This is a genomic window from Marivirga aurantiaca (genome assembly GCF_016679925.1).
In the GTDB taxonomy this organism is placed as follows: domain Bacteria; phylum Bacteroidota; class Bacteroidia; order Cytophagales; family Cyclobacteriaceae; genus Marivirga; species Marivirga aurantiaca.
This window is the reverse complement of record NZ_JAEQBW010000014.1, coordinates 75,507-102,152: the sequence shown is the minus strand read 5'-3', so window position 1 is coordinate 102,152 and position 26,646 is coordinate 75,507. Positions and strand designations below refer to the sequence as shown.

The following is a 26,646-nucleotide window of genomic DNA, read 5'->3' as shown; positions in this document are numbered from 1 at the left end:
ACTTAGTATTTTCAAAACTATGAAATAGCCTGCCCCAACTATCCTGGGGTAACCATTAAAAATCAAATAACATGAAAACGCTTATTCTCCTTCTCGCTTCCCTTTGCATGGCCAACATTGTTTGGGCACAAAATGAATCATCTTCCTATGATCAGGAATTGGCCGACTCCTTAGGCGCTGATGATTATGGCATGAAATTATATACATTGGTAATGCTAAAAACCGGAAAAGTAGTAATTGAGGACAAAAAAGTAGTAGATAGTTTATTTCGGGGCCACATGAATAATATTGGACGACTGGCTGAAACGGGTCAGCTAATTGTAGCAGGGCCATTAATGAAAAATGAAAAAACTTACCGCGGTATATTCATTCTTACAGTAAAAGAGGTTGAAGAAGCTAAAAAATTACTCGCCACAGATCCTGCGATCAGTGAGGGTTTGTTAGATTATGAATTGTATGGCTGGTACGGAGCTGCTGCTTTGCCCGTATATTTGGAAACCCAATCTAAAATCACAAAAATCAATCCTTAAGTTTTTAAGCTTTATCGGTTTCAGCCATTATCTTTAGGCAAATTGATGAGATGAACATCCAATACATACTTGAACTTATAGGAACTTTTACTTTTGCCATTTCCGGGGCATTGGCTGTGCAAGGAAAATCCGAGGATTGGTTTGGAGCAGGCTTTACCGGTTTTGTAACCGCTATAGGTGGCGGTACTTTACGTGATGTTTTACTAGGCAGTTATCCCCTTACCTGGATTACGGATATTTATATCATTTACACCATTTTGGTAGCCATTTTAATAGCTGGTTTTTTTAATAAAGTACTCCAAAAACTAAGAAGGACGCTGAGTATTTTTGATACTTTAGGAATTGCACTTTTTACCGTAGCGGGTGTAGAAAAAGCCTTATCATTGGGTGTTCGCTGGGAAATAGCTGCTATAATGGGTATGTTTTCTGCTGTTTTTGGCGGGGTAATCCGCGACACCTTAATTAATGAAACACCTGTTTTATTCAGAAAGGAGATTTACGCCAGTGCCTGCCTGGCAGGTGGATTGTTTTACGTTATGCTTAATTCTTTTGATATACCAAGAGACTGGAACTTTATCTGCTCCGCTTCATTTATTGTAACACTTCGGGTATTCGCTGTGAAATATCATATTAACTTTCCCCAGATTTAATCACTCAACAAACTATTTTAAAATTTAATCTTCAGGAACCAACTTCACTATTTTTCCACCATCCACTGCTACATAAATATAGCCATCCGGACTTTGAGCCACATCACGAACCCTACCAATTCCCTCCAAAAGCTTTGCCTCTTTTACATATTTGCCATTTTCAATTACTACTCTGCATAAATATTGAAATTTTAGTGCCCCCAGTAAAATGTTGTTTTTCCATTTGGGATAGCGATCACTATTTACAAATGTCATCCCACTGGGTGCAATGGATGGATCCCAATAATGGATAGGATCTTTTATGCCCGGTTTTGTTGTTTCATCAGAAATTACACCCCCGCCATAGTCTACTCCATAAGTGACTTCCGGCCATCCGTAATTTTCTCCTTTTTTCATAATGTTCAGTTCGTCCCCTCCTTGCGGCCCATGCTCATGGCTATAGAGCTCTCCGCTAGCGGGATGAAAAGCCATGCCTTGTATGTTTCTGTTTCCGTAAGTCCAAATGCTGTGAGATGCCTCCGGATCAGAAACAAAGGGATTGTCTTCCGGTACACGTCCATCATCATGTAATCTGTGAACTTTACCATAAGGGTTTTCTAATTTTTGAGCATTTTCTTTTTCTCCGCGTTCTCCTATTGAGAAAAAGATGAAACCTTTGTCATCAAAAACTATTCTGGAGCCAAAATGCACTCCGGACCTGGTTTTAGGAAAAGATTCGTATATTACTTCCTGGGAGACAAGTGCATTACCTTCTAATTTAGCACGCATTATAGCTGTACTTGCTCCTCCATCTCCAGGCTTGGAATAGCTAAAATAAATCCAGCCGTTATTTTCATAATCAGGATGTACCTGAACATCCAGCAATCCTCCCTGATTTTTATCATAAACTTCCGGCAAACCCGATAGCTCGCCAGTCTTTACATCATTTTCAATGACTAAAACTTTGCCACTTCTTTCTGTTACCAACATTCTTCCATCCGGTAACCAATCCATTCCCCACGGTACATCAAGACCATCAACAATGGTGACTACTTTAAATTCTGTTGTTGGATCTTCTTCTGTGGTTTGATTAGTTGAACATGCGATATGGGTTTGTAGAAAAACCAATAAGACGCATAAATATACAGGCTTCTTCATTATTGTTATTTTGGTCAATTAAGTTTCCTCACAAATACTTATACCCAAAAGGCAGCAGAATGTTCTATTCAATGAAATATTTAAAAATACTGAATTTTTAACTTTAAGAGAACCTTACCGGTTATTCCTGATAAAGAGCATCAATCTCTTTTTTATAGTTTTTCTCGATGATCTTTCTTTTCAAACTCAGTTTAGCGGTAAGCTCACCGGCTTCTACAGTCCATTGAATTGGTATAAGTTGTGTTCTTTTAATTTTTTCCCATTGTGCAAATTGATCATTTGCTTTTTGTATCTCCTTATCAAGCTTTTGTAGTACCTGGCTGTCCTTTACCATTTCTGCATCAGTAGAATATTTGATTCCTTTATGCTTACACCAATCTTTTAATGTTTCAAAGTTGGGAACCAATAAAGCTCCGGGAAATTTTTGTCCATCGCCCACTACCATTGCTTGCTCAATAAAGGTTGATTCCTTTAATTTATTTTCAATCAGTTGTGGAGCTATATATTTTCCACCGGAAGTTTTGAACATTTCTTTTTTGCGATCAGTAATTTTAAGAAACCTTCCTTCGACCATTTCTCCTATATCCCCCGTATGGAACCAACCCTCTGCATCAATTACCTCAGCTGTTTTTTCCGGCTGATTGTAGTAACCCTTCATAATGTTGGGTCCCTTTGCCAGAATCTCTCCATCCTCAGCAATTTTTATTTGAACTCCCGGCATAGCTGGCCCAACCGTGCCAATTCTTAAATCTTCATTATTGTATCGATTGAAAGAAATACCGGGAGAAGTTTCTGTTAAGCCGTAGGCTTCCAATATCGGTATTTGCGCTGCCCAAAAAATGGTGGCGAGGCGCGGTTGCAAAGCAGCTCCACCCGAAGCGATGAGCACAATATTTCCGCCAACGGCTTCTCTCCATTTGCTAAAAATTATTTTGTTGGCCATTTTCAATTGAAAATTATACCAAAAGCCCTGATCTTTTTGCTTATCCAACTTATGCCCCAAATTCAAAGCCCAAAAGAACAATTGTTTTTTTATACCTGACAATTCAGTTCCTTTAGCTACTATTTTATCATAAATTTTTTCCAGCAAACGTGGAACAGTCGTAAACATTTCTGGTTTAACTTCTTTTAAATTGTCCCCTATTTTATCAATGTTTTCCGCATAGTAAATAGAAATTCCCCGATAGAAATAAAAATAAGTAGTTGTTCTTTCAAAAATATGGCAGAGTGGCAAAAAACTTAAACCTGTTTTAATTCCTTTATCTTTCGGAAGGTTCTCCCCTACTGAAATGGCATTGCTCAAAATATTATGGTGTGTAAGCATTACACCCTTTGGGTTTCCTGTAGTGCCAGAGGTATAAATAAGGGTAACCAGGTCTTCCGGAAGAACAGCCGATTTATAAGATGCCAAATCAGTTGAGCTGCTTTCTCCTAATTTTTTTACTTCCGTCCAATGAGCCACATTAGGCAAATCATCGAATGAATAAATTCCCTTAACTGTTTCCAATCCTTCAGCAGCATTTTTTACTTTTTGGTATAATGCCGCATCAGAAACAAAAACATACTTCAGCTCTGAGTCCTCAAAAATATATCTATAGTCTTTTTCTGTAATTGTGGGATACATTGGTACACTAACGGCACCTATTTGCTGAAGTGCCAAATCAACAAAATTCCATTCGGGACGATTATTGGAAACTATTCCAACTTTACTATCTTTTTTTAAGCCTAATTCTATGAAGCCTTTTGAGAGTTCATTGACTATGTCAATTAATTCTTCTGTACTGTATTTCTTCCAGCTACCATCTACTTTACTTGCTAAGGCATCGTTAATGGGATAATTTTTGTGTTGATATTCAAGTAAGTCAAATAATCTGCTCGGCTCCATCTATAATTTTTTTCTAAAATTTACATAAAAAATACTTAATCCACATGCTATTGGCTTAAAAATCCATTGATTTTGATTCAATGCTAATTTTTTGAGGAAGGAAGTAACGATAAAGTAAATTTTATTAAACAGGGAGGAATTGCAAACTGCGAGACGAGAGGGTTTGTTTTTTTAATTAACAAAATCTCCCCTCATACTTCTGAATCTTTTCCTGGCTTCTGCAACATAAATACTACCGGGAAAATCGGTCAGTAATTTCTGATAAAGCTCTTTGGCTTTTTGTGTATCATTAATTAGCGTTTCATAAATAGTAGCCATTTCAAATAAGGCATCATCTGTGAGTATATCATAGGGTAAATCTTCAACAATTTGATTTAATTTCTGAATGGCTTCCTCATAGTTTCCACTCTCCTTGTCTATTCTGGCCAGCAGCCAAAGCACATCGTCTTTAATGGGATGTTCTTCATGTTCCACCAACATCCTATTTAGCCTTTCTACTGCTTCTCTTTGTTGATTTTGATAAAGTAAAAGATCAATAGCAGCATATTCCCTTAAAGCTTTTTGAGTAGAATCAAGTATCGTATTGTTTTTGATAAGGATACTCAAATCCATTGCGTCATTTGCAATTTCCCTTCTTGTAGCTTTTTTCAAAATATCCAAATGTTCCTGAGCAAGAGTAAAATCACCTTTAAAATATGATAGCTTAGCATTCTTTAATTTAGCAGCTTCACCTAATTGCGTATTCTTATGTGATTTTTCCACCTGATAATAGAGCAATACAGACTCCCATGGTTGTTCCAAAATGATAAAAATATCTCCAAGATCCAGTTTAGCCTGAGCTACTATTTCCTGATCTGTATTGTTGAAGCTGATTATCTCCTGTAGAATTTTTGATGCTTTTTCCGGTTCCTGAAGATAAAAAGCATGCAATAAAGCCTTTTGACGATATGCTTCTAGTGTAAATTGCGATAATCCGGTTTCTTCTATCAACTGATCATACGATTTGACCAAAGACCTGATAGCAACAGTATCAATAGGAAAATGATGTTTGATAATATTTTCCTTACTTCTGATAAGCATTTGCTTGGCATAAATGTAATTTCTTGATTCCGGGTAAGTATTCACAATATATTGAAAAATGGTCTCGGCTACCTCAAATGCTTCATTTTCAAAAGCTATTTGCCCAATTTCTATAGAGTTATCACCTTTTAATCCAGCTCTTCGGTCTATTGCTTTAGCTTGAACAAATGCCCCAAAAAAATTATTTATCTGCAAGTTCGCCCAGATGAGCAAATCACTATAAATTTCATTATCTGCATCGGTTTGAATATTAACCATTAAATATTCAATAAATGACTCCAGGTCTTCCTCTTCTGTTAGAGATAACTGAAGCATATTTTTCACATACCGTAAATTATTGGGCCGTTCTTCCGCATAGGTCATATACTCGCGGACCATTTTATCTTTTTCATTAGTGTAACGGTATAATGTAGCAAGCTGAACACTAAAAGCTGTGGGATCTTTTAACCTTTGTCTCGCAGCTAAATATAATTTTTCCGCAAACTGGTTATGTTGTTTATTCACCAGGTATTGTGCTGCAGATTGCATAAGACTTGGCTGATTAATAATTTTCTTTTCCAGTTCCTGATAATATTTTTCAGCTTTTGAGCTATCATTGGAGTAAACAAAAAAATCAATGATATCCACATCGAAGCGTATGTTAGAAGGGAACTGAGATCTTACTTTCTTTAAATATTTCTCTGTCTCCTTGTTGCGTTGCTTAATTTCCAGCAGTTCCAGGTAATTATTGTGGATATAGGCAATATTCTGGGGTTTTTCGGCCAATTTATTATATAGATCAATCGCTTTATCCACATCCCCTTGCCTATAATACTCATTAGCTAATTCTACTTCACTACTTATTTGACCAAAAGCATTTGTGCAAAAAGTAAGTAGGATCATTGCCAGAATAAAAAAAGTATGCCTCATCATATTTTTATGTTTACAAAAAGTAAAAATCAAGAATTCTCTTTATCCACAGAATCCACACCCTTATATTTTATATGTTATATATTTATTAAATTATTATTCACTATTAAAGCTGTGGATATGTTGAAAAGTTATTTGAAAATATCTAGTTATTTAAGAATGTTAATTAAGTAATAGTTCATCCTAATTTTACCCACATATAATTTACAGATTTTGAGTTAATTAACATTTCGTTTAAGAAATGTTAATAAGATTTTAGTCATTATCTTTAGATTTTGTTCTGTGGGTAACCTAAAAATTAACTTCTTTTTTCCACCGGTTATTTCCCTTTTAGTTTAAAATTATCAATTAGTTGGTTTGGGTTGTTAATGACTGTGTATAACTCTTAGTTTCCTTGGTTGTTATCCACATTGTTTTGCGGTGTTAATACAAGGATTTTGTCTATCACTTCCCAATTGGCTTTCACTGTAATCTTTTCATCAAGGTAAACAATTTCTTCTTCCGGAATTAACAATAAAGGATTTCCTGCATCCCATTTGTTATTATTGTTACGATCAATTATGGCTCTTAGATAATAATCACCTGGTTTTACATAATTAAAGGTAAACTCCTCTTTGTTGCTCACACTATCTACTTTTTCATGTTTACTATCGACCAGTTCAACAATAAAGTTTTGAGAAGCATTTTGTACACTGCCTTTAATAGTGCCGTAGTTTTCGCTTTCCATAAACTGAAAGGTTGAATTATTAGAAGCTGTCGAGTCATTTTCAATACCGATAAATGCTCCTTTTCCTAAGTATAGATGCAGGCCTTTGATTTGTGGTGTTGTATTTTTAGATGATGTAGTGGCTGGTATACCCTGTTGTTTTGCCCCTTTGGATCCTAAATTTATTTTGTTTGGCTTTTCAGTTTTATTTGATGTTTGGTTGTCATCAACTTCCACTTCTTCACCCTGATCATTTAAAACACTATCGCTCTGTTGTTGTCTGACTGACTGAATACTGTCATTTATCTTTTTGTAATAAGCATCTATACTATCTATTTTACTTTTTAACAGGGGGATAGTTATATTAACTTTTTTTCTATTCTTAGAGAAAGCCAGCTGATTGTCGGCTACCTCGTACAACAGGAGGGAATCATATTTGATAAAGATGGAATCCGTATTGTATTTATTGATGGGTTTATTAAAAGCTATTTCTAATTTCTGCAGACCTGACAATATTTCTTTGGTTGGCATTTGGGTAATTTTTAGTTCTTCTGATTGTATTCTGCTTTCTCTAAACTTTGCATAAACAGTATCTTTCAATGACATTTGAATGGAATCTGTTACAGTTATGTATAGGGCTATAGAATCTTCCTCATAAGCTAAGTCTGGGAAATTTTCTTTGTATATCCTTAAATTCTTAGCAGATTCTTCATCGTTTACATAAATGAATTGAGATGTATCTTTGGAATTTTCTACCTGGTAATTTTTGATGCCTTTATTAAAGTTGATCACAAAATCTTTTCCTGAAGGAGAGGCTTTTTTTATGGTGAGTGTATCTTCATTATTTTGATAGGCTTCAAGATTAATGGGTGGTATTGAATCCTGAAGTTCAATTATCTCCCCATGAAATGCGTAGGCTTCGCTGGAGGATTCATTTTTTAAATTATCATTTGAATCATTAAAAGCATATAGACGATATTTCCCGGGTCTTATATTTTGTAATAAGTATTTACCCTCTTTATCTGTGGTTGTAAAATAAACGGGCTCCCCTTGCCTTAAATTAGCTGTATCGTATATGGCGTCATAGAGACCTACGGTAAATTCTTCTGCTGGTGAATTAGTCATTAAGTGTATTACTTCTCCGTGTACTTCCAGAGAGTCTAAGTAGCTCCCGGTACTAAATGCTATTACCGGATCTTCCCATAAATTGCCTTCCGTTATATCTTTCAAGGCTTTTCTGAAATTGAAGGTATAGGTGGTCGAATCTTTTAATGGTTTTTTGAAAGTAAGAGTAAACTCTTGTTTTTTTAGTGTATGTTCATACTCCACGTTTGTTCGGGGAGTGATAATCAATTCCTTGTTCAGATTGTCAACCTCCATCCACTCATTAAAATATAACGTGATCTTGTTCCCTTTAAAATTAGTGCTTTGATCGCCTGGATTCGATTCATACAATTCCGGTGGCTTGGTATCCTTTTCGCCTCCAACTGGGGATTGTACCGTTGCGCAAGCATATATAATTAAGATTATTAATAGGGATGGAATTAATTTGTTCATTTTTTAATTTCGTAAATGAGACTTGAGTAATTATTGTTATTATTTACAGCATAACTATTTGATTTATAGCCATTTATGAAAGATTTAAGATAGTTGGAGTTGCCGGTTCTGTACCTTTCGCTAAGTAAGCTTATATAATAGGCATCTAATTTCATCGGATAGATGTTTTTAACCTTAAGACCATGCTTCAGCATTAAAGTTTTCATTGAATCCGGATTAAAGTGGTACAAATGTCTTGGGACATCATATGCTGCCCATTGTTCTTTGTAAACAGCATTGTCCAGGCTATTAATATTGGGGACAGCAATTATAATTTTTCCTTTCTCTTTTAACAATGTTTTTAATAGAGCAATTGTATCATTGATATGATGAATATGTTCCAGTACATGCCATAATGTGATTACATTAAACTTTTTATTTTTTATATCAAGGGATTTTATATCGGCACATATTTCTTCTTTTGTTTCTTCAATGGCAATTGCTCTTGCCTGCTCATTAGGTTCTATTCCGGCTATTTGCCAGCCTTTGTTTTTCATGGTAGTAAGGAAATACCCTGTTCCACAACCGAAATCAAGAATTCTCCCTTTTTTTTCCTTGCTGATATTATTGATCAGCTGGTATTTGCTTTTAATGGCAAATTGTCTTGCCAACTTATAAAGCATATTTATTGGGGAGTTTCCTTTGTTCGTATGTGAGATATAATCGTCAGATTGGTAATACTTTCCAATTTCTTCTTCTGTCGGACGAGGATTAGTAAATTGAAATTGACATCCTTTACATATACAGATAACAAAGCTTTCTTTGCTGACAGAATGGTCAATTACCACTTTATGATTTTCTATGTTATTACCGCCACACACCGGGCATTCGGTTAATTTCTCGTACATAATTATCTTCCTAGATAAACCATTAATATGGATACATCAGCTGGACTTACTCCACTTATTCTTGAAGCTTGTCCCAGGGTTTTAGGTTTAATTTTCCTAAACTTTTCTTTTGCTTCAGCAGACAAAGCTGGAATGAGGCTAAAATCAATAGAATCTTTTATTTTCAAATCCTCCAGACTATTCATCTTTATTGCTAATTGATGTTCCTTCTCTATATAACTTTCGTATTTGATACTTATTTCTGACGCTTCCAGAATAGATTGATCATACTGCGATATGTAGTTTCCTAAGCCTTTTTCTAGTTCTCTTAATTCTTTGAAGGATATTTCAGGCCTTTTAAGAATATTATAAGCAGAAGTAGTTTCCTTAATTTGAGCTGACTTAAATCTTGATAATTCTTCATTTATATCTTTAGGTTTAACCTTTAAAACCTTAAGATCGCTCACAATCTGATCTATGTTTTTTTGTTTGTTTTCAGCTTTAATCACACGCTCTTCTTTTGCTAAACCAATGGCAAAACCTAAAGGGCTCAAACGAATATCCGCATTGTCCTGTCTTAGAAGTATTCTATGTTCAGCCCTTGAAGTAAACATCCTGTAAGGTTCTTCTGTTCCTTTGTTAATTAGGTCATCAATAAGCACGCCAATATATGCTTGAGATCTACTTAAAATAAACGGATCTTTTTCATTGATTTTCAAATGAGCATTAATCCCCGCCATTAACCCTTGGCAAGCAGCTTCTTCATAACCCGTTGTCCCGTTTATTTGTCCGGCAAAATACAAGTTTTCAATCAACTTAGTCTCTAAAGTAACATTAAGTTGAGTGGGTGGGAAAAAGTCATATTCAATGGCATATCCAGGACGGAACATTTTGACATTTTCAAAACCTTTAATTTCTTTAAGAGCTTTATATTGAATTTCTTCAGGGAGAGAAGTTGAGAAGCCATTTACATAGATCTCTACTGTGTTCCAACCTTCCGGTTCAACAAATATCTGATGTCTATCACGCTCAGCAAATCTATTGATTTTATCTTCAATAGATGGACAATATCTTGGGCCTAATCCTTTGATCCTTCCATTGAACATAGGAGATTGACTAAAGCCAGTTTCCAACACTTCATGAACTGTAGGATTTGTATAGGTGATATAACAGCTTCTTTGTTCTTTAAGTACAGTAGTCTGATCTGAGAAGGAAAACTTTTCCGGCAGATCATCCCCTTTTTGTTCCTCCATTTTGGTATAGTCAAGGGACCTTCCATCTACCCTTGGAGGCGTTCCGGTTTTCATTCTACCTGCTTCGAAACCTAGCGAAACGAGTTGTTCAGTAATTCCTTTTGAGGCTTTTTCTGCGGATCGCCCACCCCCAAATTGTTTTTCTCCTATATGAATAAGGCCATTCAGAAAGGTGCCATTTGTTAAAACTACAGCTTTTGATTTAATTTTAATCCCCATGCCCGTTTCAATCCCTACCACCTTATTGTTTTCCACTAATAGCCCATTGACCATTTCCTGCCAAAAATCCAGGTTTGGAATGCTTTCCAGTTGTAATCTCCACTCTTCCGCAAAACGCATTCGGTCATTTTGGCTTCTTGGGCTCCACATAGCAGGACCTTTCGATTTATTAAGCATCCTGAACTGGATCATGGATTTATCGGATATTATCCCTGAATAACCCCCTAGCGCATCTATTTCTCTAACTATTTGTCCTTTGGCCACTCCCCCCATGGCTGGGTTGCATGACATTTGCGCAATAGTATTCATGTTCATTGTTGCCAATAAAACTTTTGATCCCATATTAGCTGCTGCGGCTGCAGCTTCACAACCGGCATGACCTCCGCCCACTACTATTACATCGTATTCTTGAAACATTGTTAATTCTTTAAAGTGTTCCACGTGGAACACCAATATTTATAATTTAGTTTTATTATTATTAATCCACCTTTTGTATAGGATTGATTCCTATTAAAAGAAAATGTTTTATATCAAACTTTACCAAAAGCTGAAGATTTTTGTACTGTTCCACGTGGAACAGTAGCTCCAGGTAAAAACTCTAAAGCCTCCGATTCCATCTCACGCATTCTCTCTTTTTCTTGCATGGTCTTATCCTTAAATCCAATAAGATGTAAAAGACCATGAATCATAACACGTGCCAATTCCTGCTTAAAAGAAGTAGAAAGTTGTTTAGAGTTTTCTTTCACTCTCTCAATGCTTATGAAAATGTCAGCTTCAATAGGTGTTTGTTGGTTTTCTTCCCTTAAATCGAAAGTAATAATGTCTGTATAAGTGTCATGATTCAAGTAATCGACATTCATTGTGTGGAGTAATTTGTCACTACAGAAAATATAATTAATGGTTTCAATAGACTCATTATGATGCGCTGCTGTATTAGTGATCCAGTTTCGGAATCCTTTAAGCATTCTTAAATCAATTTCTATATCTTCTTTGAAAAAATTGATTTCCGGCATTAGTCCACGTAGAAGCTTAGTTTTACTTTCCTTCCCTCTTCCTGAAACTGAAGTTCATCACAAAGTGCCTTCATTAAAAATATCCCTCTGCCGCCAGGCTTATCTATGTTTTCCGGAGCTGTAGGGTCGGGAAGAGAGTTGTAATCAAATCCAGAGCCTTCATCTGTTACATAGAAAACAACAACATTGTCTTCTATTGCACAACTTAATTTTACGTTTTTGCTCTTGTCGGCCGCATTCCCGTGGATAATGGCATTATTGACAGACTCTGTTATAGCTATCATAATGTTGCCATAGATGTCATCATTGATCTGTAATTTTTCCTTAGCATTATCAATAAAGCTTTCTACTATTCTGATATTCTCAGTTAGCGAAGGAATACTTATGGTAATCTCATTCATAATGATTTGTTTTCTGTGGATTTAAGGCGTTTATAATATTTATTAATTTCGTTTCTGTAATAAGGTGTAAAGCTTGGAGAGACACTTTGTAACAGTTCAATTTCTTTTTCCTTCTGTTTCAAGTACTCTTCAAAGGCATTAGGTAAACGTTCTTTTTCATAGTCAGTTGCTGTTTCTCCTTTTCTTTCGTCATCTTCTTCCTGCTCTTGTTTAGCTTTTTCCGCCTCTAGTAATCTAGTCACTATTTTTTCTTGTCGCTCAATCAATTGATTGTTGATTCTTTTGTTGACGATTTCTTCTTCTATTTTTTCCATTTCTTCTATCGTCTCACCAAGGCCACCCCCACCTTCTTTTCCATCCTTGTCATTGGATTGTTCTTGCATCTCCTTCAGCATTTTCCGTAACCTGGCTTGTTCAGCAGCTAATTCTCCTAATTTTTCTGATAACTCTCTCCCACTCTTTTGGCCTTCCGATAACTCCTTCGTTTCCTGGTTAAGGGCTTTCTGCATTTCACTAATGCCTGGCTGCTGCTGATTACCTTGTTGAGGTTTACTGTCCATGCCCATAGAGGCTTGCATTTGCATCTGCATTTGTTGCAATACATCATCCAGCATTAAAGCTAAATTGTTCATTGATGTCATGGCAAACTGTTGTTCTCCAACAGCCTTGTTTTTATCTCTTTCTTTTAAGGCATCCAGACTACTTTGCATAGAAGTATTCATGGTTGACATTTCCTTAGTAATAAAGGTTTTTAACTGGAATACTCGCTCAGCCAAAGCATTTAGACTGTCTTCAACAATTATTGCGTCTTCTTTCATGTTAAGCTGCTTTTCAGAAAGAGTGATGAATCTGGGGTCACTAGCATTGACATCCCGGAAATCTTTCATCAACGCTTCCTGGCGAAAGGAAAGTTTAAGCAGGTTATCCACGATATCCCTTAAATCGTCTATATTCTCTTGCAGTGCTTCCATTTCCATACTGGATTGCATCTGTGCCATCATTTTGGCCATTTTTTTCATTTCCTCAGCGGCTTTCTTCTGACTTTTAGAGGCTCCTTTTTGGTTGTTCTGCTCAAGTTGCTCAGAACTCTCCTGCTGTGATTGATCTATTTGATTTTCGTGCTCTTTGGTATCATCTATCGGACTTGGTTGTTTTAAAGACTGATTCCTTTCTTTAATATCCTCTAATGATTCTTTAATTTCCTCAAACTCTTCGTTAAGCTTCTCTTGTTGTTCGAGTGCTTTTTCCTTGTTGGATTCGTCAGCTTGTTCTGTTTTCTCGCCTAGTTCTTTTTGTTCCTCAGCTATTTTTTCCAAATCTTCCCCCACTTTATTCATGTCATACTGGATTTCAAGGCGTTTGAAAAGTTCCATAAGCCTTTCCATTTCTTTCAACTTGTTGCTTTCTTTCTTTTTTAGCTCTTGTACGGACTCCCTGAATTCATCTGATTGGTTTTCTTTTTCAAGCAATTCCTTGATTTTTTCCAGAAGCTCGTCATTTTTGTCCTTTAGCATTTCTTCCATCAAGCTTTCTAGTTGCTCAGACTTTTCCTTGAGATCAGGGTTTTGTTGCTCATATTTTTCCCTTTTCTCGCGGTTTTGTTCCATTTCCTGCTTTATCTTTTCCAGTTCTTTTTCCAACAACTCTTTTTCCTCCACTATTTCTTCCAGTAACTTTTTGTCTTCCCAATTTAAGTTTCTTTTTGTCTTGAGAATTTTTTCCAAATCCTCCAGATTTTGATTGAGCTTCCTTGATTTTTGAATGTTCTTATCTAGTTGGTTTTCAGACACTTGAGCACTATTTTTGATGGATTTCTCTATTTCTTCTTTATCAGGTCTTTTAAAGGTATGCACAGTGCTTCTTGTGCTTTTTGCTCCGTTAATGGCGTCATTGTCGTATATTTCAAGATAATACTGAACGATATCACCTTCTTCCTGAACAAGAGAATCAATGCTCCATAATTGAAAGTATTTCTGGTTCAAAATATCTTTCTTGAAAGGAAGCGGTTTTGTTCCCTTCTTTTTTTGTGAGCCATTGTTAGTTATTGAGTAGACTAAATGGAACTTTGTAAAACCATAATCATCACTAATTTCCCCGGCCAGGGCCACTTGACTAAATAAACTACTATCGTTAACAGACTCCAGGGTGATTTCCGGTGACTTATCCTTTATTACTTCTATTGAATAACTAGCTTTATTTTCTCCCACCGCATTTTGGTTGAAAAGCTCTAGCTGATAAGATTGAGAGTTTAGCAAGGTTTTTTCCAGGTGGAAAGTTTTATCCCCTGTTTTTTCAAATAGAGTTTCTGAGCTATCTGACTTTGAGGAAAAGACTACTTCATCAGTTGCTTTACTTTGGAGCCACCACTCGGCCATTGTACCTTCCGGAACAATTAAATTGCCTGAATTTTCTATTCTTTCTCTTCGAGTACCAGTATATGCTGGGTAAACTAATTCGATAGCCATATTTTGAACGGCTGGTCTTTCATAAACCTTAAGAATATAATTCTTAGAGGAAAAGCCAGCTCCTTCGAAATGAAAATTGATATCTTCCTGAGGACTGTTAATTATATATTCAAAAGTTTTATGATCTTGCTTTTGAAGTTTTTGCTTTATTCCATCTTTATTTATGAAAACCTCAGCCGGAAGTTCTGTTCCTGATAGTTTCAGATGGATTTGGAACGGCTCTCCCTTATAAGCTTTCAGCGTTTCTGTTTCCACGTGGAACATGAAGGGAGCTTTTGGAATGAACTCCTCATTAAACTTGATTATTCTGTAGCTTCCTTCAGTAACCATATAAGGAGCGAACATCAATATAATAGCTAGCAGAATGACAGGTACGATTACGTAGGGAAAATATTTTTTATTACTTTTCTGAATCTTTATACTTTCACTGAAATTAAAAGGACTCAAACCTTGAGATTTTTGCTCTATACTTGCTTGGACCAAGGAATTTTCACGACTTGTTAAATCATTTAACTGTATGAAATTCAGCAACTTATCGTTTATTTCCGGGAAATATTTACCTATTTGGATAGCAGCTTCTTTGTTGCTTAAATGTTTGCCATTTCCTAATAAGTAAAAGGATGGAATGGCTATATATCTGATAAGAAAGTAAAGTCCACTTGCACTAAATAATATGGCTATCAGACTTCTAAAGGAAGAATTTAAATGAAGTTGGTATTCCAGAAAGCTAACTCCTATGAAAGCCATTAACAGATAGGCAAGCGAAATCAACACTCCCTTAAACAACTTGTTCAGATAGTACTTTCTTTTGTACTTCTGTAGTTTTTTAAGAATGTCTGCGATATGTCCTGAATTATTCACTCCCTTAGTAACGATAAATTTATCACAATGATTTCCAAAGCTTTAATGATTCTACTATTGTTCCAAAATAATTTTCACAGGGCAATGGTCAGAATGATGTACATCCGGCAATATTGCTGCATGACTTAACTTTTCCAGCAGGGATTCTGTTATCATATGATAATCAATCCTCCAGCCTTTATTCCTTGCTCTGGCTCCTGCACGGTAACTCCACCAGCTGTAATTGTCTTTTCCTTTATTCAAGTGACGAAATGAATCCACAAATCCATCACTCAGGAAATTACTCATCCACTCCCGCTCTTCGGGCAGAAACCCTGAACTGTTTTTATTTCTTACAGGATCATGAATATCTATAGCTTCATGGCAAATATTATAATCACCACAAATGAGTAAACTAGGATACCTTTCCTTTAATTCTTCTGCGTATTTTCTGAAATCAGACAACCATTGCATTTTGAATGCTTGTCTTAGTTCACCACTTGAGCCACTTGGCATATAAGTGTTCAATACAGAGAAATCTTCAAAATCTGCTCTGATTACCCTGCCTTCACAATCGTAAAGGGGCATATTACAACCAATTTCAACACAATTAGGTTTTATTTTGGAAAAAATTGCTACCCCGCTATAACCTTTTTTCTCTGCGGAGTGCCAGTAAATGTGGTAGCCGAGTTCTTTATAAATATTCAGATCGACCTGATCTTCGTTAGCTTTTAGTTCTTGCAAACATAAAATATCCGGGTTTTCATTGTGCAACCAATCACTTAAGCCTTTCTTTTCTGCTGCCCGAATTCCGTTTACATTATAAGAGATGATATTCATTAACAACTATTATGTTAAAACTTATTTTTGATTCTATATCAACTTACTACTAATAGAATCTATAAATCCACTTCTTTTTAAGGAAATGGATGTAAACAAAGCTACTGATCTGATAGTTTTTTGCACTATAGATCAATTTCCTGTTCAAAATATTCAATCACATGCATTTTAAGCAATTTTTCTTGTTCTAAAATATCAAAATGCGGTAATTGTTTTACTAATTTCCAATGAGGCCAGCCTTGTTCATCCAATCCCTCCAGTTCATAAAACCCCGATAGACTTAAAACCTTGCAAATGGCAATGTGCAATAAATCTTGTTTTTCTTCCTTGCTAAAACTATGCGGACCCTTTCCCAACTCTTGCACCCCTATCATAAAAAGCACGGCATTCATGTCTTTCGGTTTTCTGCCGATAGCTTCTTTCAACTTTAATCTTAAAGCCTGCCATTTTCTTTCGAGCTCAAGGTCTTTTTGTATCATTTACCTTCTTGTTCTTTTAATTCTTCCCAAAACTCAACAGCTCTTCGTAAATGCGGAATTACTATTGTACCACCAATCAGATTGGCAATGGAGAAGATTTCAAATATCTGTTCATCATTAACTCCTAATTCATAGCACTTTCCTAAATGATACCGTACACAATCATCGCAACGTAACACCATTGAGCTGGAAAGGCCAATCATTTCTTTGGTTTTTTTATCAATACTTCCCTCAGCGAATGCATTAGTGTCCAAATTAAAAATCCTTTTTAGGATTTTATTATTGGAACCAACAATTTTATCATTCATTTTAGAACGATATTCATTGAATTCTTCTACTTTATTCATATATTAATTGAGAAAATTTTAAAGCTTGCGCCAATAAGCGCTTGCTAATTAACCTGTAAAGTTAGCCCTTGTCATGCTATCTACCCAATCCTTTTCGTTAATTGTATCAGATTTTCTTTCTTTATTTTTCCCTGACTATTGTTGTGCTTGCTATTTGACACTTACAAAGTCGGAAGAGTTCATTTGTACCCATTGCCATTCGGCCTTAAACATGACACAAATGCACAAAAGCCAACCTAATATTTTGCATACAAAGTTTTTTGAAATCCCCAACCTTCAATATGCAATGGCGTTTTGCTGGTTTCAAAAAGGAAGCGTAATACAAAAACTCCTACATGAATTGAAATATGGAGGAAATGAGGAGTTGGGCGTTTATTTGGGGGAAATGTATGGTAAGGAATTGAGAGAATATGGTTTTCATGAAAAATTTGATATTATTACTTCGGTTCCGTTGCATTTTATTAAATACAGGAAACGTGGATTTAACCAGAGTGATAAAATTGCTGAAGGGTTGAGTTTGGCTTTAGAGGTACCCTTTAAAAAACTGCTTAAAAAGGAAGTTCATGGAAAAAGCCAAACCAAAAAGCACCGTTTAGAGCGGTTTGCTAATGTGGAATCTACTTTTTCATTATTGGCTACTAAAAGCAATATCAAAGAAAAAAATATTTTGGTAATAGATGATGTATTAACTACCGGGGCAACTATTCAAGCTGCTTGTCAACCATTGATTGAAAAGGGAGCAAAAATTTCGATTTTAACAATTGCGGTAACCAAGTAGGCAACCAATAAACCTATTGAATAGAAATTAATCTAATTCCCTCAACAAGTCTTCCATATCCAGGGATTTGGTGTACATTTCTATAGAGCCATCTGCTTTTTGAGGCCATTGCTCTTTTGGCCTGTCCCAGTAAAGCTCTACTCCATTTTTATCCGGGTCATCCAGATACAAAGCTTCAGACACGCCATGATCTGCTGCTCCCGTAAAGGGATAACCAGCCTTTTGTATTCTAACAAATATTTCCGCCAGATTCTTTCTTGTGGGATATAAAATGGCTGTGTGAAAGAGTCCCGGACTATTTTTAGGTGAAGGAGGGCCATTTTTACTTTGCCAGGTATTCAATCCAATATGGTGGTGGTAACCTCCTGCTGAAATGAAGGCAGCATCTTCTCCTAAGGTAGTGGTAATTTCAAAGCCCAATAAACCACAATAAAAGTCCAATGAGCGTTGCAGGTCGGATACTTTCAGGTGGACATGGCCTATACGGGTTTGGGCAGGGATTTGATAATTCTCCATCTTTTAAAGCCTAATAGAACTTACTTTAATTTTTCCACTAATAGATCATTCTGTTTGATATAAAGAATTGTGTTTAACAACATAATATCAGAACTATCACTTTCCTCTTGCATATCTAAAGTCCTTTCACATAGTCGGAATAAAACCTGCCTGGGACTTAATTGTTGAGCAGAAGCTATTTTATGAATGAAACCTGCCAATAAATCTTCGTTTAAAGCACCGTCAGGTAACTCATCTAATTTTTTAAGATCGGATTTAAGTCGCTCTACCTCCGCCAGACTTGTAGGCTTTTTCTCTAAATAAGATTCATCCCCATCCTTCTGTGATGGCTGGTTTTTCATGAACTCATTCAAATCCTTGAGGGTGTCTTTTTTCTTGGCCATTGTGATTAGTTTTTATGAATGTGTGATAAAATTGCTTTGGCAACGGGTAAAAATTCTTTTTCCGGCAAAATGGTACTGAAGTTGGCGAAAACATTTTTGGCAGGAATTTTAACTTCTAGTATAGTAGCGTCCAGCTCCGATAGGGACTCTTTTACCGTATCTATTTTGGTGGCACTATGTACCCGGTTAGGTAAAACCAATATTTTCAAATTTTTATTAATATCCTTTGCAGGCTTAATATCTTCCACTGTTTGATAGGTGACCAAAAGATCATTGGGCGTTAAACTGGTAGGCACTATCACCAAATCGCTGGCGATACTAAGTTTTTTAATATGTTCGTCTGTGGTTTTTCCGGCACTATCTACTAAAATGAAATCAAAGCCATCTTTCTTAAGCTGTTCAATGTCTTTTATCACCTCCTGATCAACCGAAGCAATAATATTAAAAACAGCATTTTCTTTGGCCCCTGTTTTATACATTTCCATTTTTCTCAATGTATTCAATGTGTAGTTGTTGTCGGTTTCCAACATTACAACAGAATGACCTAAACTTTGCAACATCGTAGCTAAATGAATGGCACTTGTGGTTTTGCCTGTTCCGCCTTTACGGGAAATAAACGAGATAATTTTTGTCATAATGGAAAATGCTTATCAATAAAAATAGGTATAGCGAAGACTATTTCCAAATGAGTGTTAATTTTACAAAAAAAGAACATGATTAAACCATTTGATATATCGGAAATCAACCGCTTGATAAAAAGCAGAAGATCTATTTTCCCTGCTCAATATTCAGGAGAAAAAGTGCCTGACGAAATAGTGGAACAAATGCTGGAAAATGCAAAATGGGCCCCTACTCACAAACATACTGAGCCATGGCAATTCACCGTTTTTACGGGTGAAGGATTAAGAAAATTAGGTGAGTTCCAGTCACAGATTTATAAAGAACATGCTGAAAAGCAGGACAATTTCTCGGAAGAAAAATTTTTAACCTTACAAAACAAACCTTTACAGGCATCACATATCATAGCAATAGCCATGAAAAGGGATGAAAAAGGAACTGTGCCTGAAATAGAAGAAATTGAATCAGTGGCCTGTGCCGTTCAGAACATGTACCTTACTGCTACTGCCTACGGAATAGGTTGTTATTGGGGCTCCGGAGGAATTACCTATCTGGAATCAGCAAAAGAAAGTTTTGGTTTATCTTCAAAAGACAAACTTTTAGGCTTTTTATATTTAGGGATGCCAAAAGATGGGTTTTGGCCTGAAGGAAAACGAACTTCCATGGAGGATAAAGTCCATTGGGTAAAGGATTAAGAGAATATTCGTTTGTCGGTATCAATAAGGAATAGCTCGAAATATTTTTTTGAAAATCATTCCAGTTATTTTTTTAACTTGGATACTTAAGCACAATTAAACAGTCAATTCATTGCAAGAGATCATCGAAGTCACTTTTTATATATTATCAGGAGTAATTATCCTTTTCACCCTTATTCCATTAATTCGGCATGATCACTGGACTTTCAGGGTTTTCGAATTTCCCCGTGCCCAAAAATGGGTGCTTAACCTGTTAATTATGTTGGGGTATATTCTCCTGATAGGAATATCCTATCCCATTGATTTTATATTTGTAGGCTTGCTTGCAGTGAATTTAATTTATTTATCGTACCAAATTTATCCTTTTTTACCATTTTCCCCCAAGCAAATACAGTCGACAGGGAAGAATCAGAAAGCAGATATTAAATTATTAATATCAAATGTATATCAATATAACAGGAAATTCGAAAAGCTGGATCAGTTGATACATGAAAATGATGCTGATTTGGTTTTAATGGTAGAAACTGACAAGTGGTGGAAAGAAAAAAGCGTGGAGAGTTTTGGTGAAAAATATCCGTATCAGGTGCTAATAGACCAGGAAAACACCTACGGGATGCTGATTTTTTCAAAGTTTGAGTTGCAGAATACTGAAGTTCGTCATTTAGTCAAAAAAGAAGTTCCTTCCGTAGTGACAGAAATTGTCATTAAAAACAAGAATAAAATTAAGCTCTTTGCTCTTCATCCTGAGCCTCCTGTTCCTGGGGAAAATCTATATTCCACCGCCCGTGATGCTGAAATTTTAATGGTAGGCAAAGAAGTAGCCAATGAAATTCTACCGGTAATTGTGGCGGGTGATCTGAATGATGTTGCCTGGAGCTACACCACCACTTTGTTTCAAAGAATCAGCAGGTTATTAGACCCCAGGAGGGGAAGAGGCTTTTTTAGTACTTTCCATGCCAAATATCCATTATTTAGGTGGCCTCTGGATCACGTATTTTGTTCCGGGCATTTTAGAGTAGATAAAATGAAGAGGTTGAAAGGCATTGGTTCAGATCATTTTCCAATTTTACTTGATTTATATTTGTCACATATTGAAGACAATAGTGAGCAACTGGAAGTAGATAAGGATGATAGGGAAACAGCAGAAGAGAAAATCCAGGCTAAGGAATAAATCAATAAACCAACTTCCACCTAAAGGCCCATCGCCAATTAAGGGTGTAATCTTTAATATTTGCTTCTTTTAAAATGTTTTTCCAATCCTTCTTTTTGAAAGCACGCCAAACGGAAAGGCAGGCATCATTTTGTACCATTGGAGATTTACTGAAAGCTTTTGTAATCCATAAAATGGAGTAGTAGGCAAGCCAATGTCTGTGCAAATCATTGATAATGGTTACTTTGGCTTGTTCTTTAAATTGAGCCAGTAAATTGATAAGCTGATTTTCTTTGAAGTGATGTAAAAATAGAGTGCAGAGCAACAGGTCAAATTTCCGTGACTGAAATTCCTTTTCCAGAATGTTTTCTGCGTAAAAGCTGATTTCCGGAAAATTTGCACAATGTTTTTTGGCATATTCAACCACATGGGGGTTGGCATCAAAACCTATTAAGGTCACTTTAATATTGTTGTTTCTGCACCAGAGGGCAATTCTTCGTAGCATTTCTCCACTTCCACAACCTAAGTCGGCTATAGTAAATTGGTGAGTGGGGTTTTTTATTAGCTCTTTTTTCACCGCATTTAATGTTACGGCATTCCCTCCCAGCCATTTATTGATGATATCCAGCTCCTTGAGTGCGCGGTGCAAACTGGCACTATTATCAGATAAATCATCCATGATTTCCTTTTCCTCAGAACGATAGCTAAGATTTACCATTTTAAACACTTTTTAGCAACATACTTTCCATTGTAAGACCGGGACCAAAGGCAAAACTCAACACTTTTTTACCCGGGTTAATCCTCTCCCCTAATTTATCCAACACAAAAAGAACAGTAGGTGATGACATATTACCAAAATTTTCCAACACCTCATTGGCTATGTCATTTACACTTTTTGGTAAACCCAATCCTTTTTCCACGGCAGCCAATATCCGCTTTCCTCCCGGATGAATAGCATAATAGTCGATATCCTCCAATAATAGCTGAAACTTCTTCATCAAACGCTCACTCAACCAGGCAATATTTTTCTCAATTACATCAGGAACATAAGAGCTTAGTTTCATCTCAAACCCTAAATTACCAATATGCCAAGCCATTTCTTGTTCAGAATCACCATCTACCACACTTTGGAAACCCTCAATAGAATATGGAGCTCCAGCTGCATCATTGGAAACCACAACGGCTGCTGCACCATCACCAAAAAGCGTGTTGGCCAACAAATTATCTTCATTAAAAGTGGATTGGAAATGAAGAGTGCATAATTCTACGCATAATATTAAAACTTTGGAATGTGGCTCAGATCTGCAAATATGATAAGCAGATTTTAAAGCATTGAAGGCAGCAAAACAGCCCATAAACTGGATGCTGGTTCTTTCTATATCTTTATTTAAACCTAGTTTTTTAATAAGTTGAATGTCTAGTCCGGGAGCAAACATTCCCGTACAACTTACGGTAATCAGGTGGGTGAATGAATCCGATGTATGGGAGTTAAGTATAGGATTAATGGCTTTTTCCGCCAAAGGCATGGCAAATTTTTCAAATAAGTGCATTCTTTGCTCTGTACCTGGCTGTATGGCTGTTTCAGAAAGTTTAGGATAAAAAGTCCACTCCTGGTCATTATTGTGTAGGTAATCCTGAATAACAGTATGTCTTTTTTTTATTCCGGACATTCTAAAAACAGCCTTTAATTTGCGACTTTCTTCCGTATTTAGCCGCATGGCTTTTTCCATAAAACCAGCAATTTGGCTCTGAGGAATGGCTGTTGCCGGGTTAGAAGTAGAAATCAGGTTGATGTAAGGCATAAATTCAGGTTCAAATGCCTATATTAAGCAAAAATGTGGACAAGTTGTTCAGGGGACAAGTGCTTATTTTCAATATCATAGAGTGTTTTTTAAGTTATAGAAATTATCCTTAGATTTTTAATACGGATATTTTTACATTGAGTAGCAACTTCAACACACAAAAACTATAATTTTAACCAATGAAATCAGTCATTAATATCATAAAACATCTTCGGATTCCTTTCTCATTTTTTCTGTTGCCCGTTTTTCTATTTGCTTTGGGGATAAGTCCGAATTTAGTGGAAGACAGGATTATACTGGTGTTTGTCATATTGCATTTCCTTATTTATCCGGCCAGTAATGCATATAACAGTTATTTCGATAAGGATGAGGGAAGTATAGGTTTACTGAAGACACCTCCGCCAGTTACCATTGGTCTTTATTATACCAGTTTAGCACTTGATTTTATAGGCATAGCCCTGGCGTGGTTGATCAGCATGGAATTTGCCGTTTTGGTGTTTGTCTACGGCCTGGCTTCAAAAGCATATAGCCATCCCGGAATACGTTTGAAAAAATACCCGTGGTTAGGATGGTTAGTTGCCGGCTTTTTTCAAGGGGTCTTTACTTTTTATATGGCTTATGTAGGTATTAATGATTTTTCATATCAAATAGCATTTTCATGGAAAGTGATATTTCCCGGCTTGCTTACGTCTTTGTTTTTATGGGGCTCCTATCCAATGACTCAAGTGTATCAACATAAAGAAGACTCTAAAAGAGGAGATCGTACATTATCGCTGGTGTTGGGAATTAAAGGGACTTTCCTTTTCACTTTAGTAGCTTTTCTTTTGGCTACGTTAGGGTTTGAATACTATTTTATCACTTTTTACTCGCAAAAAATAGCGATAGCATTTTTGTTGTTTATGCTACCTACTATAGTGTTCTTCTTTGTTTGGTTTTACCTGGTAAACAGAAATAAAACTAAAGCTAACTATGGCTGGACAATGGGGCTCAATTTTTTGTCAGCCATATGCCTAAATGCTTTTTTCATCTATTTCTTTATCCAATCTTCCCATTTGTATCAGCTGGACTTATAGGTAAAACATCCTCTGTAAATTACGTTTATAACCAAAGAACCAAAAAAATCTTTGATATGAATATTTTAGTAATAGGAGCCAATGGACAGATTGGCCAAAAGATAGTCCATAAGATTCATAATAATACTCCCCATGATGCCATTGCCATGGTAAGAAAGGAGTCGCAGCGTGAACAATTTGAAAAAAAAGGAATTAAAACAGTGCTTGCTGATTTGGAAGGTGATTTTAGCCATGCCTACGAGGGAAATAATGCAGTTATATTTACAGCAGGTAGTGGCGGACATACAGGTGCTGATAAAACCGAGGCTGTTGATAAGTTGGCTGCCATTAAGGCCATTGATTTGGCATTAAAGCACAGGTATATTCGTTTTATTGAAATAAGTGCTTTCGGAGCTGATTTTGACCCAAAGCAATGGCCGGAAAAAATGAGCCATTATTACAGTGCTAAATCAGCTGCAGATGATTATCTGCAACAAACAAGGTTGAACTATACTATTATTAAGCCAGGTATGTTAACAAATGATGAGCCAACAGGAAAGGTAGATTATGGTGAGAGAACAGAAGAGAGAAAAGGCTCTGTTCCGCGAGCAGATGTGGCTGAAGTGGTGGTAAAAAGTTTGGAAGCCAGAAATACTTATCGTAAGTCCCTGGAACTTTTATCCGGCCCAAATACTATTGAAAAGGCAATTGAAAAAATTGGCGAGCCCGTGCCTGAGACGAGTTTTATTAACTGATTTAGAAATTGTAAAAGAAGCTTTACCATTCAACGAGGTAAAGCTTCTTTTACTGTTTTTGTATCCTAACTATAAATATAGAGGGTACAAAAACCACCTCATTATTAGGAGATATCCTCATAAGAACAAAAAAGATGTTTCAAAAGCGGAACTAACTTAATCATTTGATCAATATTTCTGCCGATTTTCTAACTTTGGAGTTAAAAATTGGCTCACATGATCAAAAAGACACTTCGAATATGCCTGTTCCTGATTATTTTCTTAGGAATCATTTACATTTTATTGCCCAAGCATGCCCAAAGAGCATTTCTTTATTTAACCGCTAATATTGATGATTACGAAATTTTTGAAAACAGAACCGTAGCCGCAAGCAATCCGGAACCTTGGAAAAAAGCCAGGGAATATAATAAATATGAGTTGGGAGATATTTATCAGGAAACGCTTGATAGGTATGAAACCACCGCGTTTTTGATTATAAAGGACACGGCCATTTTATTTGAAAAGTATTATTTGGGCTATTCTGAGGAAGACATTTCCAATTCCTTTTCTGCTGCCAAAAGTATCATTGGCTTATTGGTAGGTGTTGCCATACAGGAAGGAAAAATTGAAAGTGTATTTCAGCCGGTAGCTGATTTTTTACCTTCCTTTGAAAAAGAGGGAAAAGAAAAAATAGTCATTCGTGATTTGCTTACTATGAGTTCCGGCTTAGAATGGAAAGAAGCCTACATGAACCCATTTTCTGTTACCACTGAGGCCTACTATGGTTCTGATCTAAAATCCATGGTCGAAAATTTGAGAATGGATGGAAAACCGGCAGAGGAATTTTCTTACCAAAGCATTAACACGCAAGTGCTGGCAGAAGTATTGGAAATAGCTACTGGCCAGTCGGTGAGTGATTATGCCACCAATAGGTTATGGAGGAAAATCGGTGCAGAAACAGATGCATTGTGGAGTCTTGACAAAAGTGGCGGAATGGAAAAAGCGTTCTGTTGCTTTAATGCCACAGCCCGGGATTTTGCACGGATTGGACAATTGGTTTTGAACAAAGGACAATGGAACGGCAAACATGTGGTGCCGGCTGATTATATTGAAGTAGCTACAAGTCCGGCCACCTTTATTGGCTCTGATAAGAAAGTAGACCACTATGGCTATCAATGGTGGATTTTGGATTGGAATGGAAAGCAAATTCCGTATGCAAGAGGAATTTTGGGGCAATATATTTTTGTCCTTCGTGATAAAAATGCTGTGGTTGTAAGATTGGGCAAGCAACGCGATAAAATTTACCAGGGACAACATCCTCAGGACGTTCTGAATTATGTGGAAGCCGCTTATGCCTTATTGAAATGAGAAATACTAAAATTTTACGAATAGTTTATTGGGTACTATGGACAATAGTTGTACTGGTATTTTACTATAGTTTACGTTATGCAGGAGAGCAAGCCATGGAATATACTTTGGCGGCCCTCTTTTTTTGGGCTTTAACGTTTGGGCTGAACAAATACATTAAGAAAATTGAGGAAGAAAAAAAAGAGTAACTCAACTTGGTGGGGAATGGTGGTGGCTATTTACAGTTCTCTTATAGCAGGACCAACAATAAAGAGGACACATTCTATTTACTTTAGCGTTCAAAAAATCTATCGTTTATTATTGGCGAATCATCGAAAAAACCCATGTTATTACACAAGAAAATATTACTATTCAATTATTTTTCATAAATTAC

26 protein-coding genes are annotated in these 26,646 nt (G+C 36.2%); 9 read left to right on the top strand and 17 right to left on the bottom strand.

Annotated elements, in window-relative coordinates; genetic code table 11:
• Window positions 1-71 precede the first annotated feature (71 nt).
• Entirely contained in the window at window positions 72-530 is a 459-nt protein-coding gene (locus JKA74_RS19085) for a YciI family protein (protein WP_201432846.1), read from the top strand.
• Between the two features lie 50 nt (window positions 531-580).
• Window positions 581-1,180: a trimeric intracellular cation channel family protein gene (locus JKA74_RS19080; protein WP_201432845.1), complete on the top strand. Its 600-nt coding sequence runs from the start codon at window positions 581-583 to the stop codon at window positions 1,178-1,180.
• 24 nt (window positions 1,181-1,204) lie between these two features.
• On the opposite strand, the gene JKA74_RS19075 is transcribed toward JKA74_RS19080, so the two are convergent.
• The 12 genes from JKA74_RS19075 to JKA74_RS19020 all read right to left on the bottom strand — a co-directional run bounded on the left by JKA74_RS19075 (window position 1,205) and on the right by JKA74_RS19020 (window position 17,177).
• Window positions 1,205-2,317 carry a PQQ-dependent sugar dehydrogenase gene (locus tag JKA74_RS19075; protein WP_201432844.1) on the bottom strand — a complete coding sequence of 371 codons (1,113 nt, stop codon included), beginning with the start codon at window positions 2,315-2,317 and terminating at the stop codon, window positions 1,205-1,207.
• Window positions 2,318-2,438: 121 nt separating this feature from the next.
• Window positions 2,439-4,202: an AMP-dependent synthetase/ligase gene (locus JKA74_RS19070; protein ID WP_201432843.1), complete on the bottom strand. Its 1,764-nt coding sequence runs from the start codon at window positions 4,200-4,202 to the stop codon at window positions 2,439-2,441.
• Between the two features lie 171 nt (window positions 4,203-4,373).
• Entirely contained in the window at window positions 4,374-6,194 is a 1,821-nt protein-coding gene (locus JKA74_RS19065) for a tetratricopeptide repeat protein (protein WP_201432842.1), read from the bottom strand.
• A 382-nt stretch (window positions 6,195-6,576) separates the two neighbouring features.
• On the bottom strand, window positions 6,577-8,454 hold the full coding sequence (locus JKA74_RS19060; RefSeq protein WP_201432841.1) for an Ig-like domain-containing protein: 1,878 nt from the start codon (window positions 8,452-8,454) through the stop codon (window positions 6,577-6,579).
• The gene (locus JKA74_RS19055) at window positions 8,451-9,341 is read right to left on the bottom strand and encodes a class I SAM-dependent methyltransferase (RefSeq protein ID WP_201432840.1); all 891 of its coding nucleotides are present in this window, start codon (window positions 9,339-9,341) and stop codon (window positions 8,451-8,453) included. The genes JKA74_RS19060 and JKA74_RS19055 overlap by 4 nt, the downstream gene beginning before the upstream one ends.
• A 2-nt stretch (window positions 9,342-9,343) precedes the next feature.
• Window positions 9,344-11,209 carry a tRNA uridine-5-carboxymethylaminomethyl(34) synthesis enzyme MnmG gene (gene mnmG / locus JKA74_RS19050; RefSeq protein WP_201432839.1) on the bottom strand — a complete coding sequence of 622 codons (1,866 nt, stop codon included), beginning with the start codon at window positions 11,207-11,209 and terminating at the stop codon, window positions 9,344-9,346.
• A gap of 113 nt (window positions 11,210-11,322) precedes the next feature.
• Window positions 11,323-11,805 carry an rRNA maturation RNase YbeY gene (ybeY, locus tag JKA74_RS19045; protein WP_201432838.1) on the bottom strand — a complete coding sequence of 161 codons (483 nt, stop codon included), beginning with the start codon at window positions 11,803-11,805 and terminating at the stop codon, window positions 11,323-11,325.
• Window positions 11,805-12,206: an ATP-binding protein gene (locus JKA74_RS19040; RefSeq protein ID WP_201432837.1), complete on the bottom strand. Its 402-nt coding sequence runs from the start codon at window positions 12,204-12,206 to the stop codon at window positions 11,805-11,807. Before JKA74_RS19040 ends, ybeY begins: the two co-directional genes overlap by 1 nt.
• Window positions 12,203-15,532, bottom strand: a complete 3,330-nt coding sequence (locus JKA74_RS19035) for a DUF4175 family protein (protein ID WP_201432836.1) — start codon at window positions 15,530-15,532, stop codon at window positions 12,203-12,205. The genes JKA74_RS19040 and JKA74_RS19035 overlap by 4 nt, the downstream gene beginning before the upstream one ends.
• Window positions 15,533-15,586: 54 nt before the next feature.
• Window positions 15,587-16,351: an exodeoxyribonuclease III gene (locus JKA74_RS19030; protein WP_201432835.1), complete on the bottom strand. Its 765-nt coding sequence runs from the start codon at window positions 16,349-16,351 to the stop codon at window positions 15,587-15,589.
• Window positions 16,352-16,476: 125 nt separating this feature from the next.
• On the bottom strand, window positions 16,477-16,830 hold the full coding sequence (locus JKA74_RS19025; RefSeq protein WP_201432834.1) for a hypothetical protein: 354 nt from the start codon (window positions 16,828-16,830) through the stop codon (window positions 16,477-16,479).
• The gene (locus JKA74_RS19020; protein WP_201432833.1) at window positions 16,827-17,177 is read right to left on the bottom strand and encodes a carboxymuconolactone decarboxylase family protein; all 351 of its coding nucleotides are present in this window, start codon (window positions 17,175-17,177) and stop codon (window positions 16,827-16,829) included. The genes JKA74_RS19025 and JKA74_RS19020 overlap by 4 nt, the downstream gene beginning before the upstream one ends.
• A 220-nt stretch (window positions 17,178-17,397) precedes the next feature.
• On the opposite strand from JKA74_RS19020, the gene JKA74_RS19015 reads away from it, so the two are divergent.
• Window positions 17,398-17,955 (top strand): ComF family protein, encoded by a 558-nt coding sequence (locus JKA74_RS19015; protein WP_201432832.1) that lies wholly within the window; start codon window positions 17,398-17,400, stop codon window positions 17,953-17,955.
• A 27-nt stretch (window positions 17,956-17,982) separates the two neighbouring features.
• On the opposite strand, the gene JKA74_RS19010 is transcribed toward JKA74_RS19015, so the two are convergent.
• From JKA74_RS19010 to JKA74_RS19000, 3 genes are read right to left on the bottom strand one after another with little or no spacing between them, the layout of a single operon-like run.
• Window positions 17,983-18,471 carry a VOC family protein gene (locus JKA74_RS19010; protein WP_201432831.1) on the bottom strand — a complete coding sequence of 163 codons (489 nt, stop codon included), beginning with the start codon at window positions 18,469-18,471 and terminating at the stop codon, window positions 17,983-17,985.
• A 20-nt stretch (window positions 18,472-18,491) separates the two neighbouring features.
• Window positions 18,492-18,854, bottom strand: a complete 363-nt coding sequence (locus JKA74_RS19005) for a hypothetical protein (RefSeq protein ID WP_201432830.1) — start codon at window positions 18,852-18,854, stop codon at window positions 18,492-18,494.
• A 5-nt stretch (window positions 18,855-18,859) separates the two neighbouring features.
• The gene (locus JKA74_RS19000) at window positions 18,860-19,489 is read right to left on the bottom strand and encodes a ParA family protein (protein ID WP_201432829.1); all 630 of its coding nucleotides are present in this window, start codon (window positions 19,487-19,489) and stop codon (window positions 18,860-18,862) included.
• A 78-nt stretch (window positions 19,490-19,567) separates the two neighbouring features.
• On the opposite strand from JKA74_RS19000, the gene JKA74_RS18995 reads away from it, so the two are divergent.
• Together JKA74_RS18995 and JKA74_RS18990 are read left to right on the top strand one after the other, a co-directional pair.
• On the top strand, window positions 19,568-20,167 hold the full coding sequence (locus tag JKA74_RS18995; RefSeq protein ID WP_201432828.1) for a nitroreductase family protein: 600 nt from the start codon (window positions 19,568-19,570) through the stop codon (window positions 20,165-20,167).
• Window positions 20,168-20,279: 112 nt separating this feature from the next.
• Complete coding sequence (locus tag JKA74_RS18990; protein ID WP_236587947.1) at window positions 20,280-21,338, top strand: endonuclease/exonuclease/phosphatase family protein; 1,059 nt, start codon at window positions 20,280-20,282, stop codon at window positions 21,336-21,338.
• 1 nt (window position 21,339) lies between these two features.
• Here the strand turns inward: JKA74_RS18990 and JKA74_RS18985 are convergent, their stop codons facing one another.
• On the bottom strand, window positions 21,340-22,035 hold the full coding sequence (locus tag JKA74_RS18985) for a methyltransferase domain-containing protein (protein WP_201432827.1): 696 nt from the start codon (window positions 22,033-22,035) through the stop codon (window positions 21,340-21,342).
• 1 nt (window position 22,036) lies between these two features.
• Window positions 22,037-23,119, bottom strand: coding sequence for a type III polyketide synthase (locus JKA74_RS18980; RefSeq protein WP_201432826.1), 1,083 nt, complete (start codon window positions 23,117-23,119; stop codon window positions 22,037-22,039).
• A 179-nt stretch (window positions 23,120-23,298) separates the two neighbouring features.
• Between JKA74_RS18980 and JKA74_RS18975 the strand changes: the two genes are divergently transcribed.
• The 4 genes from JKA74_RS18975 (at window position 23,299) to JKA74_RS18960 (ending at window position 26,461) form a co-directional block, all read left to right on the top strand.
• Complete coding sequence (locus tag JKA74_RS18975; protein ID WP_201432825.1) at window positions 23,299-24,192, top strand: UbiA family prenyltransferase; 894 nt, start codon at window positions 23,299-23,301, stop codon at window positions 24,190-24,192.
• 56 nt (window positions 24,193-24,248) lie between these two features.
• The gene (locus JKA74_RS18970; RefSeq protein WP_201432824.1) at window positions 24,249-24,926 is read left to right on the top strand and encodes an SDR family oxidoreductase; all 678 of its coding nucleotides are present in this window, start codon (window positions 24,249-24,251) and stop codon (window positions 24,924-24,926) included.
• 216 nt (window positions 24,927-25,142) lie between these two features.
• On the top strand, window positions 25,143-26,273 hold the full coding sequence (locus tag JKA74_RS18965; RefSeq protein WP_201432823.1) for a serine hydrolase domain-containing protein: 1,131 nt from the start codon (window positions 25,143-25,145) through the stop codon (window positions 26,271-26,273).
• Window positions 26,270-26,461 (top strand): hypothetical protein, encoded by a 192-nt coding sequence (locus tag JKA74_RS18960; RefSeq protein ID WP_201432822.1) that lies wholly within the window; start codon window positions 26,270-26,272, stop codon window positions 26,459-26,461. Before JKA74_RS18965 ends, JKA74_RS18960 begins: the two co-directional genes overlap by 4 nt.
• The last annotated feature ends 185 nt before the right edge of the window (window positions 26,462-26,646 follow it).